Source organism: Mucilaginibacter lappiensis (assembly GCF_050433765.1).
GTDB lineage: Bacteria > Bacteroidota > Bacteroidia > Sphingobacteriales > Sphingobacteriaceae > Mucilaginibacter > Mucilaginibacter lappiensis_A.
The window spans coordinates 154,303-169,538 of record NZ_JBNPWP010000012.1; the positions used below are offsets into that span (position 1 = coordinate 154,303).

The 15,236-nt window shown below is 42.1% G+C and carries 13 protein-coding genes; 6 read left to right on the forward strand and 7 right to left on the reverse strand.

Annotation, left to right across the window (positions count from 1 at the left end):
- Positions 1 to 64: 64 nt before the first annotated feature.
- Positions 65 to 973 (reverse strand): serine hydrolase, encoded by a 909-nt coding sequence (locus tag M2273_RS27230; protein ID WP_429400937.1) that lies wholly within the window; start codon positions 971 to 973, stop codon positions 65 to 67.
- Positions 974 to 1,197: 224 nt separating this feature from the next.
- Between M2273_RS27230 and lpxK the strand changes: the two genes are divergently transcribed.
- The 3 genes from lpxK to M2273_RS27245 are packed head-to-tail and all read left to right on the forward strand — an operon-like array spanning position 1,198 to position 5,133.
- A complete protein-coding gene (lpxK, locus tag M2273_RS27235; RefSeq protein WP_429400938.1) occupies positions 1,198 to 2,262 on the forward strand; it encodes a tetraacyldisaccharide 4'-kinase in 1,065 nt (354 codons plus the stop codon).
- Positions 2,225 to 3,040, forward strand: coding sequence for a purine-nucleoside phosphorylase (locus tag M2273_RS27240; protein WP_429400939.1), 816 nt, complete (start codon positions 2,225 to 2,227; stop codon positions 3,038 to 3,040). The genes lpxK and M2273_RS27240 overlap by 38 nt, the downstream gene beginning before the upstream one ends.
- Positions 3,041 to 3,075: 35 nt before the next feature.
- Complete coding sequence (locus M2273_RS27245) at positions 3,076 to 5,133, forward strand: putative porin (RefSeq protein ID WP_429400940.1); 2,058 nt, start codon at positions 3,076 to 3,078, stop codon at positions 5,131 to 5,133.
- 144 nt (positions 5,134 to 5,277) lie between these two features.
- Here M2273_RS27245 and M2273_RS27250 read toward each other — a convergent pair whose 3' ends face one another.
- Positions 5,278 to 6,459 (reverse strand): asparagine synthetase B, encoded by a 1,182-nt coding sequence (locus tag M2273_RS27250; RefSeq protein WP_429401044.1) that lies wholly within the window; start codon positions 6,457 to 6,459, stop codon positions 5,278 to 5,280.
- Between the two features lie 307 nt (positions 6,460 to 6,766).
- On the opposite strand from M2273_RS27250, the gene M2273_RS27255 reads away from it, so the two are divergent.
- Both M2273_RS27255 and M2273_RS27260 read left to right on the forward strand, forming a co-directional pair.
- Complete coding sequence (locus tag M2273_RS27255) at positions 6,767 to 7,204, forward strand: peptidylprolyl isomerase (protein ID WP_429400941.1); 438 nt, start codon at positions 6,767 to 6,769, stop codon at positions 7,202 to 7,204.
- 84 nt (positions 7,205 to 7,288) lie between these two features.
- Entirely contained in the window at positions 7,289 to 7,804 is a 516-nt protein-coding gene (locus tag M2273_RS27260; protein ID WP_429400942.1) for a DUF5606 domain-containing protein, read from the forward strand.
- Positions 7,805 to 7,994: 190 nt separating this feature from the next.
- Here the strand turns inward: M2273_RS27260 and M2273_RS27265 are convergent, their stop codons facing one another.
- The 4 genes from M2273_RS27265 to rlmH all read right to left on the reverse strand — a co-directional run bounded on the left by M2273_RS27265 (position 7,995) and on the right by rlmH (position 10,515).
- Positions 7,995 to 8,408: a Dabb family protein gene (locus M2273_RS27265; protein WP_429400943.1), complete on the reverse strand. Its 414-nt coding sequence runs from the start codon at positions 8,406 to 8,408 to the stop codon at positions 7,995 to 7,997.
- 160 nt (positions 8,409 to 8,568) lie between these two features.
- Positions 8,569 to 8,958, reverse strand: a complete 390-nt coding sequence (locus tag M2273_RS27270) for a hypothetical protein (RefSeq protein ID WP_429400944.1) — start codon at positions 8,956 to 8,958, stop codon at positions 8,569 to 8,571.
- Positions 8,927 to 9,859 (reverse strand): cation diffusion facilitator family transporter, encoded by a 933-nt coding sequence (locus M2273_RS27275; RefSeq protein WP_429400945.1) that lies wholly within the window; start codon positions 9,857 to 9,859, stop codon positions 8,927 to 8,929. Before M2273_RS27275 ends, M2273_RS27270 begins: the two co-directional genes overlap by 32 nt.
- Before the next feature lie 182 nt (positions 9,860 to 10,041).
- Positions 10,042 to 10,515, reverse strand: coding sequence for a 23S rRNA (pseudouridine(1915)-N(3))-methyltransferase RlmH (gene rlmH, locus M2273_RS27280; RefSeq protein ID WP_429400946.1), 474 nt, complete (start codon positions 10,513 to 10,515; stop codon positions 10,042 to 10,044).
- Between the two features lie 69 nt (positions 10,516 to 10,584).
- On the opposite strand from rlmH, the gene M2273_RS27285 reads away from it, so the two are divergent.
- A complete protein-coding gene (locus M2273_RS27285; RefSeq protein ID WP_429400947.1) occupies positions 10,585 to 12,393 on the forward strand; it encodes a MutS-related protein in 1,809 nt (602 codons plus the stop codon).
- A gap of 269 nt (positions 12,394 to 12,662) precedes the next feature.
- On the opposite strand, the gene M2273_RS27290 is transcribed toward M2273_RS27285, so the two are convergent.
- Positions 12,663 to 15,215 carry a TonB-dependent receptor domain-containing protein gene (locus M2273_RS27290; RefSeq protein WP_429400948.1) on the reverse strand — a complete coding sequence of 851 codons (2,553 nt, stop codon included), beginning with the start codon at positions 15,213 to 15,215 and terminating at the stop codon, positions 12,663 to 12,665.
- Positions 15,216 to 15,236 lie beyond the last annotated feature (21 nt).

The following is a 15,236-nucleotide window of genomic DNA, read 5'->3' on the forward strand; positions in this document are numbered from 1 at the left end:
TATATCCAGTATAAGATTTCTCCTCGTTCCTCGTTCGAAATGACATGAGGGTTGGCTTTTAGTACTATTCGTTCTTCATGTATTTATCCATCCCTTCGGCTGGTTTCCAGTTGCTGTGGGGTTCAAAATAATGCCATAGCAAGGCCGACACTTTTTTTATTAGCACACTGGCTTCATTATCGGGTACCCAACGCTGGTCGATATTATGATTGGTCATGATCGAAAACACATAATCGCCATGAGGGGCATTCACCAGCACCGTTTCTGATTTTGCCGCATCAACGGCGCCCTGTTTAGATATGGTTTGCACATAAGGTGGTATTTGCGACAACGCTTTCTCATCCCAATAAATACGTGCCATGTTACGGCTCATGCGCTCGCTGGCGGCGGGACTAACCGCCTTACCTTGTCTGATCATGGTGAACAGGCGACACATTTCAAAAGGCGTGCTTACCCCCCAACCGTAAATACTGCGGATAGCTTCGCGCCCCGGCACGCGGGAGTTCACCCGCATTACTTTAAATCCGTTTTGCTGCAGCCAGTTGTTGATATAATCGCCTCCTACCAGCTTTTGCAGCCAGGTGCTTGCCGTGTTATCGCTCATGGTGATCATGAGCAGGGCCACTTTGCTGAGCTGTATAGTGTCTTTATCCTTAAAGGAACCCAGGATATCCTCGCCTTTATACAGGAGCGAATCGCGGTAAACCAGTTTCTGATTGTATTGCATTTCGCCTTTTTCTATCTTATCCATCAAACCACATTGAATGCTCACTTTGATCATACTGGCTGTAGGGAACAGGGTATCCGCATTGATAGCCGCGGTTTTACCGGTTTTAAGATTTTGTACGCAGATACCTACCTGACCGTGAAAGCCATTTATGGCATCTTGTAATTGTGAGGTAAGTTTGCGGTCCGTTTGAGCAAAGGCGGTAGAGGTAATGAATGTAAAAAGGGTGAGTAATTTGTGTTTCATTAGATAGACGGTTGAAACACTAAGTTATTAAAATGGACTTTAAATATTTAGATTTGTTTTTTGATATAAGGATAAATGAATAAAAATGTCATTGCGTTTCAGGAAAGGGCCTGTCATGCTGAGCTTGTCGAAGGATCGTGCGGAGAGGTCTGCCCACCATGCTTCGACAAGCTCAGCATGACACCTATTTTTTTTAGCGAAAAACCCATGCCGACATTTATCATATGAAATACCTGCGCTGGCTCTTATTTCCTTTTTCATTGCTGTATGGTATAATTGTTATTATCCGTAACTGGTGCTATAACGCGGGTATATTTAAAAGCAATTCGTTTGATTTGCCTATTATAGCAGTTGGCAACCTTGACGTTGGCGGGGCGGGTAAAAGCCCCATGACCGAATACCTGATACGCCTGTTTAAAAACAATTATAAGCTGGCCACTTTAAGTCGCGGATATGGCCGCATCACCAAAGGTTTTTTAATAGCTTCACCTGTCTCAACGGCTACCGAAACCGGCGATGAGCCTGCCCAGTTCAAAAGCAAATTCCCGGATATTACCGTAGCCGTGGCCGAAAAACGGGTGGAGGGTATTGAACAGCTGCAAGACAGCCATGATCTTATTATTTTGGACGATGCCTACCAGCACCGGGCTGTAAAACCAGGTTTCAGTATTTTATTGTTTGATTTTAACCGTATTAGTGAACCCCGCTTATTGTTACCCGCCGGCAATATGCGTGAGCCCTACAGTGGCCGTAAACGGGCTCATGTTATCATCATCAGTAAATGTCCGGCTGCACTAACAGATCAGGAGCAAACTATTATTAAAAAGCGTGTGAAACCATTGCAGCATCAATCTGTATTTTTTACATCCATAAACTACCTGCCGTTGCATGATATGGATGGGGTAATTACTGATACGGTAATTGATGATACCACAACCATATTCCTGCTTACCGGTATAGCCAATGCGGGGCCCTTGTTATCACATCTAAAAAAGCAAACAGCACACCTAATCCATCATAAATATCCCGACCATCATCAGTTTAGCTTAAAAAATATCAGTAAACTTGCCGATGATTTTTTAGCCTGCACATCACAAAAAAAGATAATTGTTACAACAGAAAAGGATGCGCAACGTTTAGGGGAACAGGAATTGCTGCAGGTTGTAAAAAAACTCCCGGTTTTAGTATTGCCCATTGGCATTGAGTTTTTAAATAACCAACAAAAACAGTTTGATAATTTAGTAACCGAATATGTTAGAGAATATAGAAAGCACCGCCCGGTACATTAAAAGCCGCATAGGCGATTTTGAACCCGAGGTGGGTATAATTTTAGGTACCGGCCTGGGCGGTTTGGTAAAGGAAATAGAAGTTGAAAAACAACTGATGTACTCCAACATCCCTGATTTTCCTATTTCAACTTTAGAGTTTCATTCAGGCAAATTAATTTTTGGCACGCTTGCCGGTATAAAGGTGGTTGCCATGCAGGGCCGTTTGCATTATTACGAAGGGTATAACATGCAACAGATCACATTTCCGGTTAGGGTGTTAAAGTACCTGGGCATTAAAACCTTGTTTGTATCAAACGCAAGTGGTTCGCTTAACCCCGATTTTAAAAAAGGCGATCTGATGGTTATTGCCGATCATATTAATTTACAGCCGCAAAACCCGCTGGTAGGTCGTAATAATAACGAGCTTGGTCCCCGTTTTCCGGATATGAGCCAGCCTTATCAACGCAACCTTATTGATAAAGCATTAACAATAGCGCAGGCAAACAATATTACCTGCCATAAGGGAGTTTATGTAGCTGTAACCGGCCCGAACCTGGAAACCAAGGCCGAATACAATTATTTAAGAATTATTGGCGGCGACGCCGTTGGCATGAGCACTGTACCTGAAGTTATTGTTGCAAATCATATGGGCCTGCCCGTATTTGCTATATCAGTATTAACCGATGAGGGCTTTACCGATGTACTTGAACCGGTATCGCTTGAAGAAATTATAAAGGTTGCAGAAGAAGCCGAGCCAAAACTAACATTGATCCTTAAAGAACTGATAGCTGGTAGTTAATGCACAAAAAGCTAAAATATATTTTACTGTTACTGATGTGCATATCGGCGCATTCTGCTTTTGCGCAGTATAACCAAACCACCCGGCAAAGGCCGTTATCTACCCGCGACACGGTTAAGCCCGAAAGAAAGGTTAGTGATGACGAATTGCTGGATAGTTTGCGCAAAAAAGAAGAAAATAAAAGAGATTCTATTGTATATAATTCCAAGTTTATAAAGGTAACTAACGAGAATCTGCTAAACGATAGCACCCAAACGTTTCCAATTGATACGGGCATTGCCAATTTTGAAAACTATAGCCCACTGCTTGACCCGCGAAACCCACGCATACATTTGGGCAACACCGGACTATCACAAAGAAGTTTGTTGTTTGAGCCGGTTAAAACAATAGGCTTTGATGTGGGCATGCATGCCCTTGATATTTATACTTTACAACCTCAGGATATAAAATATTATAATGCCCGGGTGCCTTATACTTTACTCACCCTTTTTAATGGTTTCGGAAGTTCGGCCGAGCAATTGTTTAAGGTGATCCATACGCAAAATATTAAACCCAACTGGAATGTTGGTTTTAATTTAAACTTTAACGGCTCAAAGGGATTTTACAGCAGCAGCAATGTACTTGGTCAAAATGTAAGCGGCCTTAACGCGGCTTTATTTACCTGGTACGAATCAAAGAGCAAGCGTTATAACCTATTGGCCAATGCCACATTTAATAACTTAAAAGCCCCTGAAACGGGCTCCATATTAAATGACTCTGTTTTTACCAGCAGTCCGAATACACTTATCTTTAAAAATTCTTTGCCGGTACGCCTGCCCAATAGTTATGAAAATTGGAACAATAAGGGTATTTATATTAAGCAGTTTTATTATATAGGCCACCTTGACAGCTTAAATAAGGATAAAGAAAATTCAAAAATTTTACCTACGCAGCGGGTTGCCCATACTTTTAATGTACAGAATGGCAGGTACAATTACATTCAGAGCGATCAGGATACTTATAACGTATTTCCGGATTATTATTTCAGCGACCGGCGATCACGCGACTCATTGGTATATACGCACATCCAAAATGAGTTTTCGTACAGTTTTTACCTCAGAAGCAAATCAGTAAAGTTTGTAAAAAATGAGTTGAAGCTTGACCTGGGCCTTGTACATGATTTTTGGCACTACGCGCAGTATGTAAGCGATACTACCTTAAACCAATACGGAGCCCAATTTATACATCAGGCCAAAGTACAAAATTCAACCTTCCAGGATATTACCCTCAAAGCAAAGTTAAGTTATCGCTTTAGCGACCGTATTGGTTTTGAAGGCGATTTAAGACAAATAGTACAGGGACGCGATTTTGGTAATTATTTTTATGATGCCAAACTTATACTTGCGGGAGGCGGCAGGGTTGGTAAAATCATTTTAGAAGCCTACTCTCAAAACAGCTCGCCGCCATTGATATATACCGACTGGATATCCAATCATTATATTTTCCATAATGATTTTAGCAATCAAAAAACTACCAGTTTATCATTTAACTATATCAATAATCCGCTGCAGCTTGATATAAAAGCCGAATATTTTTTAATAGCAAATTACCTGTATTTTACTGCACAACCCGGTGGCATTGATGCGCATCCCGCTCAATTAAGTAATGATATAAATTTGCTTAAGATTAGCATCGGTAAAAATTTAAAATGGCGCAGCCTGCATTTTGATAATTATGTGGTTTACCAAAAAACAGACTACCAGTCAACCCTGCGCACGCCCGAGGTTTATGCCTACAGCAATTTATACTTCAGCCGAACCTTGTTTAATGTGCTACACTCAAGTTTTGGTATAAATGTGCGTTACAATACTGAGTATGTAGCGCCATCATACGCGGTTGGTATAGGGCAGTTTTATAACGGGCCCAATGTTACCTTTTCGTCGTACCCGGTTGCGGCAATTTATTTTAAGGCTACCCTGCAGCGTACCAATTTATTCCTGATGTATGATTATGCCAACCAGGGTTTATCAAGCAAAGGATATTATACCGTGAACCGCTATCCGCAACAGGATCACCTGCTAAAATTTGGCGTAAGCTGGACATTTTATAATTAGGTTCGGGGATAGTTAGGTTCGGGGAGCGGGTTGCGAGTTGCGGGTAACAAGTAAGACCCGAACCTTGCTACGGGAACCAGTTGCCAGTTGCGGGTAACGAGTAAAACCCGAACCTCGCTCCTCGAAACCCGCAACCAAGTAAAATCACGTTTTCTGTTTCTTTTTCTTGGCGGCCGGGAACAATACATTATTCAATATCAGGCGATAGCCGGGTGAGTTAGGATGAAGTTTAAGATCAGTCGGCGGATCGCCTACTGCGTGTTGATAATCTTCCGGGTCGTGACCACCGTAAAATGTCCATTGGCCCTTGCCATATTCGCCATGTATGTAGCGGGCTTCGTTAGCTGTTTTCATTTCGCCCATAATGGTTACTCCGGGCTTAAGCATGTTCTTATTGTATGCAGTTGTTAAACCCATAAAACCCTTTATCACCTTATCATGATCCTGGGTGAGCATACTGGGTACTACATCCCACTTGGCCGAAAAATCAAACAAAGTAAAGAAATCCCGGGTACGGTCAATTTGCCGGGTACTGGTAACATCAATATTGCTAAACTGGTGCGATACCGGGTTCATATCCAGCGTAAAATTCTGAAAAGCGAATGTCTGGCTAAAATCAAGTTTCGATTGCGCATCCGGGTCGGCTGCGTCGCCATCAAACATAGTTTCGCAAATATCAGTATTGGCTGCAGCAAGGGCAATATCAAAAGTGTCGGTACCTGAACACATGGCAAACAGAAAACCACCACCGGCACAAAAATCACGTATATTTTTAGCCACCGCCAGTTTCATTTGCGATACCTTTTTAAATCCCAGCTTGCGGGCCAGATCTTCCTGCCCTTTTACATCGTCGTTATACCACTGGGCAAACCTGAAAGCGCCATAAAATTTACTATACTGCCCGGTAAAATCCTCGTGATGCAGGTGCAGCCAGTCGTACTTAGGCAGGTCGCCTTTTATCACTTCTTCATCATATACCACATCATAAGGTATCTCGGCATATTTTAATACCAATGTAACCGCATCATCCCAGGGCAGCTTATTCTTGGGCGAATAAACTGCCATTTTTGGTGCCTTCTCCAGCTTCACAATATCCATATTTACAGAGGGGTCGCTTACCTCGTTAACAATCTCATTTGCTTTGGCATCGGCCAGTACCTGGTAGCTCACCCCGCGTACCTTACACTCTTCCTCAATTTTGGGGTCGTACTTCATCATAAAACTACCGCCCCGATAATTCAGCAGCCAGTCAACCTCCTGGCCATTCTTCAATGTCCAGAACGCTATACCGTATGATTTCAGATGATCCTTTTGCTCATCATCCATAGGGATCAATATAGAAGCGGCCCTGGTGAGGATAGGTAAAAGGAGAAAAAGCAAACAAAAAGGTAAAAGGCGAAAGGTGAAAGGTGAAGGGTGTGTTTTATGGATTTGATTATTCACTATTCGGTATGATTTTATTTGATGTTGATTATCAAATGTAACGAATAAACGGTTAATGTATTACGATTGGGCCTCTATCTTTTGCTCCTATGCCCTTCGCCTTTGTCCTTTAACCTTTCACCTTCAAATGCTTTTCCTTTCACCTGCTTTTTATTACCTTTGCCAACTGTTTTCAAAAAAACATATTAAAATGAGCAAAGCAATTATTAAAACCGAAAAGGGTGATATGACCGTAGAATTCTACGACAATGATGCACCTAATACCGTTGCTAACTTTAAAAAATTAGCTAAATCAAACTTTTATGATAATGTGATCTTCCATCGCGTTATCCCTAATTTCATGATACAAGGTGGCGACCCAACCGGTACCGGCGCTGGTGGCCCGGGTTACAAAATTGATTGCGAATTAACCGGCGAAAACCAATACCACGACCGTGGTGTACTTTCAATGGCACACGCAGGCCGCAACACCGGCGGATCACAATTTTTCATCTGCCACAGCCGTGCTAACACCGCGCATTTAGACCGTAACCATACCGTTTTTGGTAAAGTTATTGAAAACGTTGATGTGGTTGATGCTATACGCCAGGGCGATAAAATTTTAACTATCGAAGTAATAGAAGATTAATTAGTAAAGAGTTGGGAGTTTTGAGTGATGAGTTTAAAACTTCACTCAAAACCCAATACTCAAAACTCACAACTGATAAAACAAATGAATTTACAAGGAATTGTAGCAGTATCGGGCAAACCGGGCTTATGGAAAGCTTTGGCGCAAAATAAAAATGGTTATGTGCTGGAGAGCCTTGATGCTCAAAAAACCAAATTGGTGGCCAACTTATCAACCGCCAAATTAGCTGCCTTGAGCGAAATCACCATTTTTGGTGTTGACGAGGATATTAAGCTTACAGATGTGTTTGAGCAAATGAAAAACGCTGCCAGTATACCTGATGCTAAAGCCGATGGCAAAAAACTAAGGGCGTTCTTTTTTGAAGTAGCCCCTGATCATGACGAAGAGAAAGTTTATGCTTCGGACATGAAAAAGGTGATATCATGGTATCAACTGCTTAAAGACCTGCCGCTTTTTAACGAAGCCGACCCAACAGTTGCCCCGGCAGATGCTGAAGCACCGGTTGCCGAAGAACCTGTAGCTGTTGAAGAAATTGCTGAACCGGCACCCGCCGCAGCACCAAAACCCAAGGCTAAAAAAGCCACCAAAAAAGCCGAATAATTTCGGCTTTTTTCTTGTATGCCATTCTAAATACTCCATCCCGTCATTACGAGGAACGAAGCCTCACCCAACCCTCTCCAAAGGAGAGGGCTTTAAAATGCTTTTTAAAGTCTCCCCCTTTGGGGGAGATTTAGAGGGGGCTTCTCCCAATGACGTTTTAGCCTATGGTCGGTGTTTTCACCGCACCATCTTAAGCATCCACCGCATCATACACAATAACCTTTTCCCAAAGGTGGCTGCAATTTTTAATAAACTCCAGGTGTATGGGGTGGGTTTGATAAGTAGCCTGTCCGGCCAGATCGCTGAAGAACATCAGTTCAGATACGGCCCAGCTGTTATCAACTACGTCGCGTTTTTCGGTACTGGCTACAACGCCTACACGCAGTTTGCGTACTGTTTCAATTTTTGATAAGGTTTTTACACCAGCCACCAGTTTATCGCGGTCCTCGGTTGAACCCGGATTTTTAAGCCAGAAAAATACGTGGTGTACCACCGGCCACGCCTCTTTTTCCTGAACTGTTAAAGGCATTGCCGATGCGGCTATCGTACCCGCAGCCAGCGCGGCCGTGGTTGTAATAAATTTGCGTCTGTTTGAGGTTTTCATTATAGATTAAATAATGCCTTAAAATAGTAAGAATTATTTACTTAGATGATATGCTACATCTTCCATGTTATCCAATAAAGTATTTTTCATGAATGATACTCTTTTTTCTAAAAGTTCTACTATCTCAATAGTTGGTTCGGCATTAAATGGATAACATTCATCAACAGGGTTTTCCACCCTTGACATGACTGATCCAATCTTCCGCCAGACCAATATAATCTTCAACTACTTCTTTTGTTGTTTGGGGACCACAAACATCCAAATACATTGGCGGAATATCGCCAACTATGACCCATAAAAAATTATCCTCGTTGCTTTGCGGGTTTATTATCTCAAAAAGAAAAATACAAAAAGTATTTCCAAGATTGGTATAAAGAAAACTATTCTTTATTTCCGTACACCATTTAAAACCCAACAAGTAGTTTTTGGCTTCCTCATGTACTGCTTTTAATTCAGGATAAAAGTCAATATCAGGAGTAATTGCCTTATAATTGATTGGATAAGTCATATTAAATCCCTTACAAACACTCCGGCTGATTGCATTTTTCATCAGCAAACTCGGGTTCAAAGGTACTGTGACTTATATCAAGGTGTTCCAGGCGGTGGCGCAGGTCGTGTTTAATGTTGTCGAAATCGGTCATAGCTTCGGGTTTTATTACCAAATGCGCGGTCAGGGCATTTTCGGTGGTACTTAAGGCCCATACATGCATGTGGTGCACATCAACTACCCCTTTGCCTTTCATTAGTTCGGTCCTGATCTTTTTCAGGTCCATTTCTTTGGGTACACCATCCATTTCCAGGCGCAGGCTATCTTTAAGCAGGCTCCAGGTGCCGCGTAGTATCACAAAACCTATAATTAAACTCACTACGCTATCAATCCAATACAACCTGGTAAAATAGATAATAACGCCCGATACCACTACACCAAATGATACAATAGCGTCAACCGCCATATGCAGGTAGGCACCCTTAACGTTCAGGTCGGTATCCTTATCTTTCACAAAAAGCCACGCGGTAAAACCGTTTACAGCAATACCTATAAAAGCAACCCATGCCATGGTACTGCCCGATATGATCTCGGGGTTCATAAAGCGCATAATGGCTTCGTAAACAATAAAACCCACCGCTACAAACAAGATCAGGGCATTAAAAAAGGACACAATGATAGTCGACCGTTTATAGCCATAAGTATATTTACTATTGGCGCTCACCTTGGTCAGCTTAAACGCAAGCAGTGCCAGCGCCAATGAGGCAACATCACTCAGATTATGTCCGGCATCGGTTAATAACGATAGTGAATGTGTTGTTAAGCCGGCAATGACCTCAATAACTATAAAAACGGAATTTAAAATGATACCAACAATAAATGCGGTATTCAAATGATCCAGCTTGGGAGCATGGTCATGGTGATGATGACCGTGTGCATGTGAATGATCGTGACCTGCTGACATATAACAAAGATATGATTTTTGCTGCGCAGATATGCAAATTTCAGCTATACAGATGTTTGTCTTAATCAAAAATTCATCTGAACCCGGATTAAACGGGTTAAGGGATTACCTCGATTTTTCCTAAATGCAAAATCAAAATCCAACAATCTGATAAATCCGCTTAATCCCGGTTCAGACAATTATTATTCATGATGATAAGGCTCCCCCTTTATAATAGTATAGGCCCTATATAGTTGTTCTACAAAAAACAGGCGTACCATCTGGTGCGAGAACGTCATGCGCGAAAGGGATATTTTATCATTGGCCCGCTGGTAAACCGATGGATCAAAACCATAGGGACCGCCAATTATAAAAATAAGGTTGGCTGATGAGCTGATCTCCTTTTTATTAATATAAGCCGCAAACTGGGTCGATGAGTACTCATTACCCTTTTCGTCCATTAATATTACATGATCAAGCGGGGTTATTTTTTTCAGGATCAGCTCGGCCTCTTTGGCTTTCTGTTGTTCGGCGCTCAGAGCTTTTGTATTTTTCAGTTCGTTAATTTCAACCAGTTCCAGTTTAGTGTAATGCTTTAAGCGCTTTACATACTTATCAATGCCTTCTTTTAAATAGGCATCTTCGGTTTTACCAACGGTTAAAAAGGTGATCTTCATATATTGAACAAATAAACGTTTATTTAAAATATATGTGTTTATTTAGCTACAACTTTTTTAACAGGGATAATGGAACAGGATATTATTAACGATTATAAGAAAAGGGCCAATGAGGCTGGCCAGGAGGCTGATAAATATAAAAAACTGGCCAATACTTACTCACTGCTCAGGCTTAGCATTTTTGCATTGATAGTGGTGGCTATTTATTTTGCTGTACAACAAGATAACTTTAGCATAGTAGCTGTAGCCTTTATCGCGCTCGTTTTTGCCTTCGCCTGGCTGGTATCGCGCCAAAGCAGGTATGAACGCCAAAAGCAATACTTTGACGACCTGCAACAGGTAAACAATAACGAGATAGCCAGTATACAAAGCCATGCCAATATGTACAATGACGGATCGCGCTTTGCCAGCGACAAGCATTTTTACACCGCCGATCTGGACATTTTCGGTAATGCCTCTCTGTATCAACTGGTAAACCGTACAGCTACATCAACAGGTAATAACAAGCTGGCCCAATGGTTTGATAAGCCATCGGCAAAAGAAGTTATTTTACCCAGGCAGGCTGCTGTTCAGGAAATCGCGACTAAAAATAACTGGAAGCTTGACATACAAACCAGGCTGTTTTTTGCTATCCAACAGGATGCCAGTCAGCTAAAAAACCTTTTCAGATACCTGCACCTGCCACTAAACATGCCGGGCGAAAAATGGCTTGGGCTATACGCAAAAATCGCTCCGTACCTGTTCACCGCGCTATTGATACTGGCCTGGTTTTTTCCTGTAATGAGGCTTGTTGCTATTTTTGTGGGTTTAATAAACATGGGCATTGTATTTTCAAAAGCCATGTACATTACCAAAGCCGACATGATAGCCGGTAAAATAGGCGATACCTTAGCCAATTATGCCGGTGTATTTAAACGCATTGAAGAAGAGCAATGGCAGGCCGCATATAATGCAGGTTTGGCACATCAACTAAAAACAGGTCAAACATCCAACAAAATAAAGGAGCTTGCAGCGCTCATCAATAAGCTTAATTATCATTTAAATATGATCATCGGGTTTATCCTGAACTTGTTTTTTTTGTGGGATATACGCCAGGTTATAGCTATCGAGAACTGGAAACGCCAGAACACCGAAAGCCTCGAAGCTGCCTTTGATGTGATAGCCGAGTTTGAATCACTGATCAGTTTAGCCGGTCTTACTATCAATTATCCAGAATGGAGTTTCCCGCATATTGATGATAAACCCAGTTATACCCTGATAGCCACGGCACTTGCACACCCGCTTATTGATGCCTCTAAACGCATTGAAAATGATTATGAACTGAATGATACCTTTAAGATCGATATCATTACCGGATCAAACATGGCGGGTAAGAGCACATTTTTACGTACCATAGGCATCAACACCGTACTGGCTCTTTGCGGCGCCCCTGTATGCGCTAAAACCATGCAGTTATCCGTAATTACCATGATCAGCTATATGCGGATCAAGGATTCGCTAAACGAGAGTACCTCGACCTTTAAAGCTGAACTCGACCGCCTGCAAATGCTCCTGGCCGCTGTGGAGAATGAACCCAAGATCTTTTTCCTGATTGATGAGATGCTACGCGGTACCAACTCGGTTGATAAATACCTGGGATCGAAAGCTGTAATTGAGCAGCTGATCAGGAAAAACGCGGTTGGTATGGTGGCCACCCACGACTTACAGATTGCCCACCTGGAAACCAAATATCCTGACTACGTACGTAACTTTTATTTTGACATACAAGTAAAAGACGGCGAAATGCTGTTCGACTATAAAATAAAACATGGTGAGTGCAAAACCTTCAACGCATCGCTCCTGCTAAAACAGATCGGGATTGATGTGGAAGCGGAGTAGGCATAAGAAACAAGAGATAAGAATCAAGAATCAGGATAAGTGTCAGTAATGATAAAACGCGCCATTGCGAAGGAGCCCCCTCTAAATCTCCCCCAAAGGGGGAGACTTTAAAAGCATTTTAAGCACTCTCCTTTGGAGAGGGTTGGGTGAGGCTTCTTGCTTCGTGCCTCGCAATGACGGAGTGGTTATCCTATAACAAACAAGGCCCGGGAAAATTCCCGGGCCTTGTTTGTTATAAATCCTGATTCCTGTTTTAACAGTCCTGAATTTTATCTGCCGCCTGCTGGTGGACCACCCTGGCCACCGCCCTGGTCACCTTGCTTCTGGTCGTCATTATTAACACCTTTTTTCTGTTGGTTAGGGTTGCTAAAGTTCAATTTACCAAAGCTATAGCTAAAGGTTAAACCAAATGAACGGAACGGAAACGCTGTTGAGCTGGTTTGTGTAAAGCCCGGGCTGTTTATATTCTGGTTAAAGGCTTTGTCTCTTGCAAATGGTTGCACGGTATTAAACCCGATAGATAATTTTTTCTCCATGAATTGCTTCTTGATACCAAAGGCATATATACCAAAGGCCGGGTTGGTTCCCTGTATGGTTCTGCGCGATGAATTGGTAAAGCCAAATAATTCGGCCACTAAGCTCTTGGTAACCTGCAATGAAGCGCTTCCGAAAGCAGAATATTGTAAGTAAGTACCTGTTGCTGATGAATTATCAACAAATACGCCTTGAGGAGTAGGGCTGTAAGTGAATGCGTTGATACTTGCACGTATGGTTAACGCTTTTATCGGGTTTACCGACCCAAAAAAGCTGGCACCGAATGATTTGTTTGTACCCACGTTTGAATAGGTAGTACGCGTACCTTGTATAGTATCGCCATGTATAACCTCTGTTAACGGCGATGCGATACCCTCAATCAGGTTATTGGTTTTCTTGTAATAAACCGAAAAGTTAAGCACTGATGATTTGATGAAGGTATTGTACCCTAACTCAACCGTTTGTGAAGTTTCTGGCGATAAATTAGGGTTACCTACAGTTTGGTTTTGCACGTTGCTGCGGTTAATAAACGGATTTAAGAATTGCAGGCTTGGCCTTTGAATACGTTTGCTGTATGATAACTTTATTGTTTGACTACCAAACTGCTTTTGTATGGTTAAGCTTGGGATATAAGTAGTATAACTGGCATTAAATGGCTCTAAATTTTGGAACAAACCACTGCTTGCATCCTGGAAAGGGTTCTGCGGATCGCCCTTGATCCTGGTATTTTCAATACGGCCACCTGCCAATATCGAGTAGCTTTTTGGCAGGGTGAATGTTAATACAGTATAACCGGCATAAACATTTTGATTGTAATCATACAAATTAGAGTTTAATGAATCACGTACCGCGTTATTACCCTGCTCATCTGTCGAAAATATATCATAGTTACTGTTAATGCGGCGCTGTATGGTTTTACCACCAGCCTCTATTTTTAACAGTTTGCTCACCGGCAAAGTATAATCGGCCTGAAAAGTGTACTCGTTATTTTTACCGTTGTTACTACCTATCTGACTTGGGTTAATGGCTGTAAATTGACTTGAGTAATCGGTAGTTATATCACTATGGCTCCACTGACCCGAAACTGTAAATTCATGGCCTTCTTTTTTAAATTTATGGGTGTAATCAACATTCCAGTCAAACCCGCCAAAGTGATTGTGCGATGTTGTACTGCCTAAGTATTGCAACGCGGTACCGTTAAGGTTCCTATTATACGTTCCGCCGCCATCGGTATTAAAACCGCCATCATTAAGCCTGAATGTACTGTTAATGCTATTGAACGCGTTAAACTCATAACCTGCGGTAACCGAACCTATAGCACCATGCCTTTTGATACGGCTTGTTAAATCATTATGGTTATGCAGGTTAACTGCCGCTGTATCGCCATGGGCCGGCGTGGTAATCATTTGGTCAAAAGTAGTAATTGACGTTTGTGGCCACGTTAAATTACCACCCGCGTTTATCCCTAAACTAAAGCGGTTCTTGTTATAGTTTAGGTTTATATTACCATTGTTTTGACGTGTACCCACACCACCGCTCACGGAGCCGCTAAATCCCGAAACATTTTTTTGTTTAGTGATGATGTTGATGATACCTCCAGAGCCCTCAGCATCATACTTGGCCGATGGCGAAGTAACTACCTCGATGCTTTTGATCTGATCGGCAGGGATGGTTTTCAATACATCAGATAAACTGGCCGATGTAGCGCCTGATGGTTTTCCGTTTATCAATACACGCACGTTTTGATCACCACGGATAGACACGTTACCATTGATATCAACCGCTACCAAAGGCACTTTTTGCAGCACATCCGTTGCATTACCACCAGCGGCGGTAAGGTCTTTTTCGGCATTGTAAACAATCTTATCAATCCTGTTCTCGATAAGGGGTGCCTGGCCTACTACATTAACCTGGGCTAATGATTTAGCGCCTGGTGATATAAAAACCGAGCCCAGTTTATTATCGGGCTTTGATGCCGTAGTAACAACCGGATCAATTGTTTTTGATGGATAACCAATAAATGATATTACTAATTTGTAACTGCCTGGCTTTATATTATCCAGTTTAAAGTTTCCTTTTTCGTCAGTAACCACACCTGTTATGGGCGATTTCCCGCCGGTGCGGTACAAACCTACAGTAGTATAGTCCATTGGTTTTTTGGTAACGGAATCAATCACCGTACCGGATATCCGGCCCGTTGTGGATGGTCCGCCGCCCCCCACACCAAACTGGGCTTTTGCAGAAAGTGCAAAACAAAAAATTGCTATAAATATGTAAAAACGTTTCATTCGCTATGTATTTTCGTAATT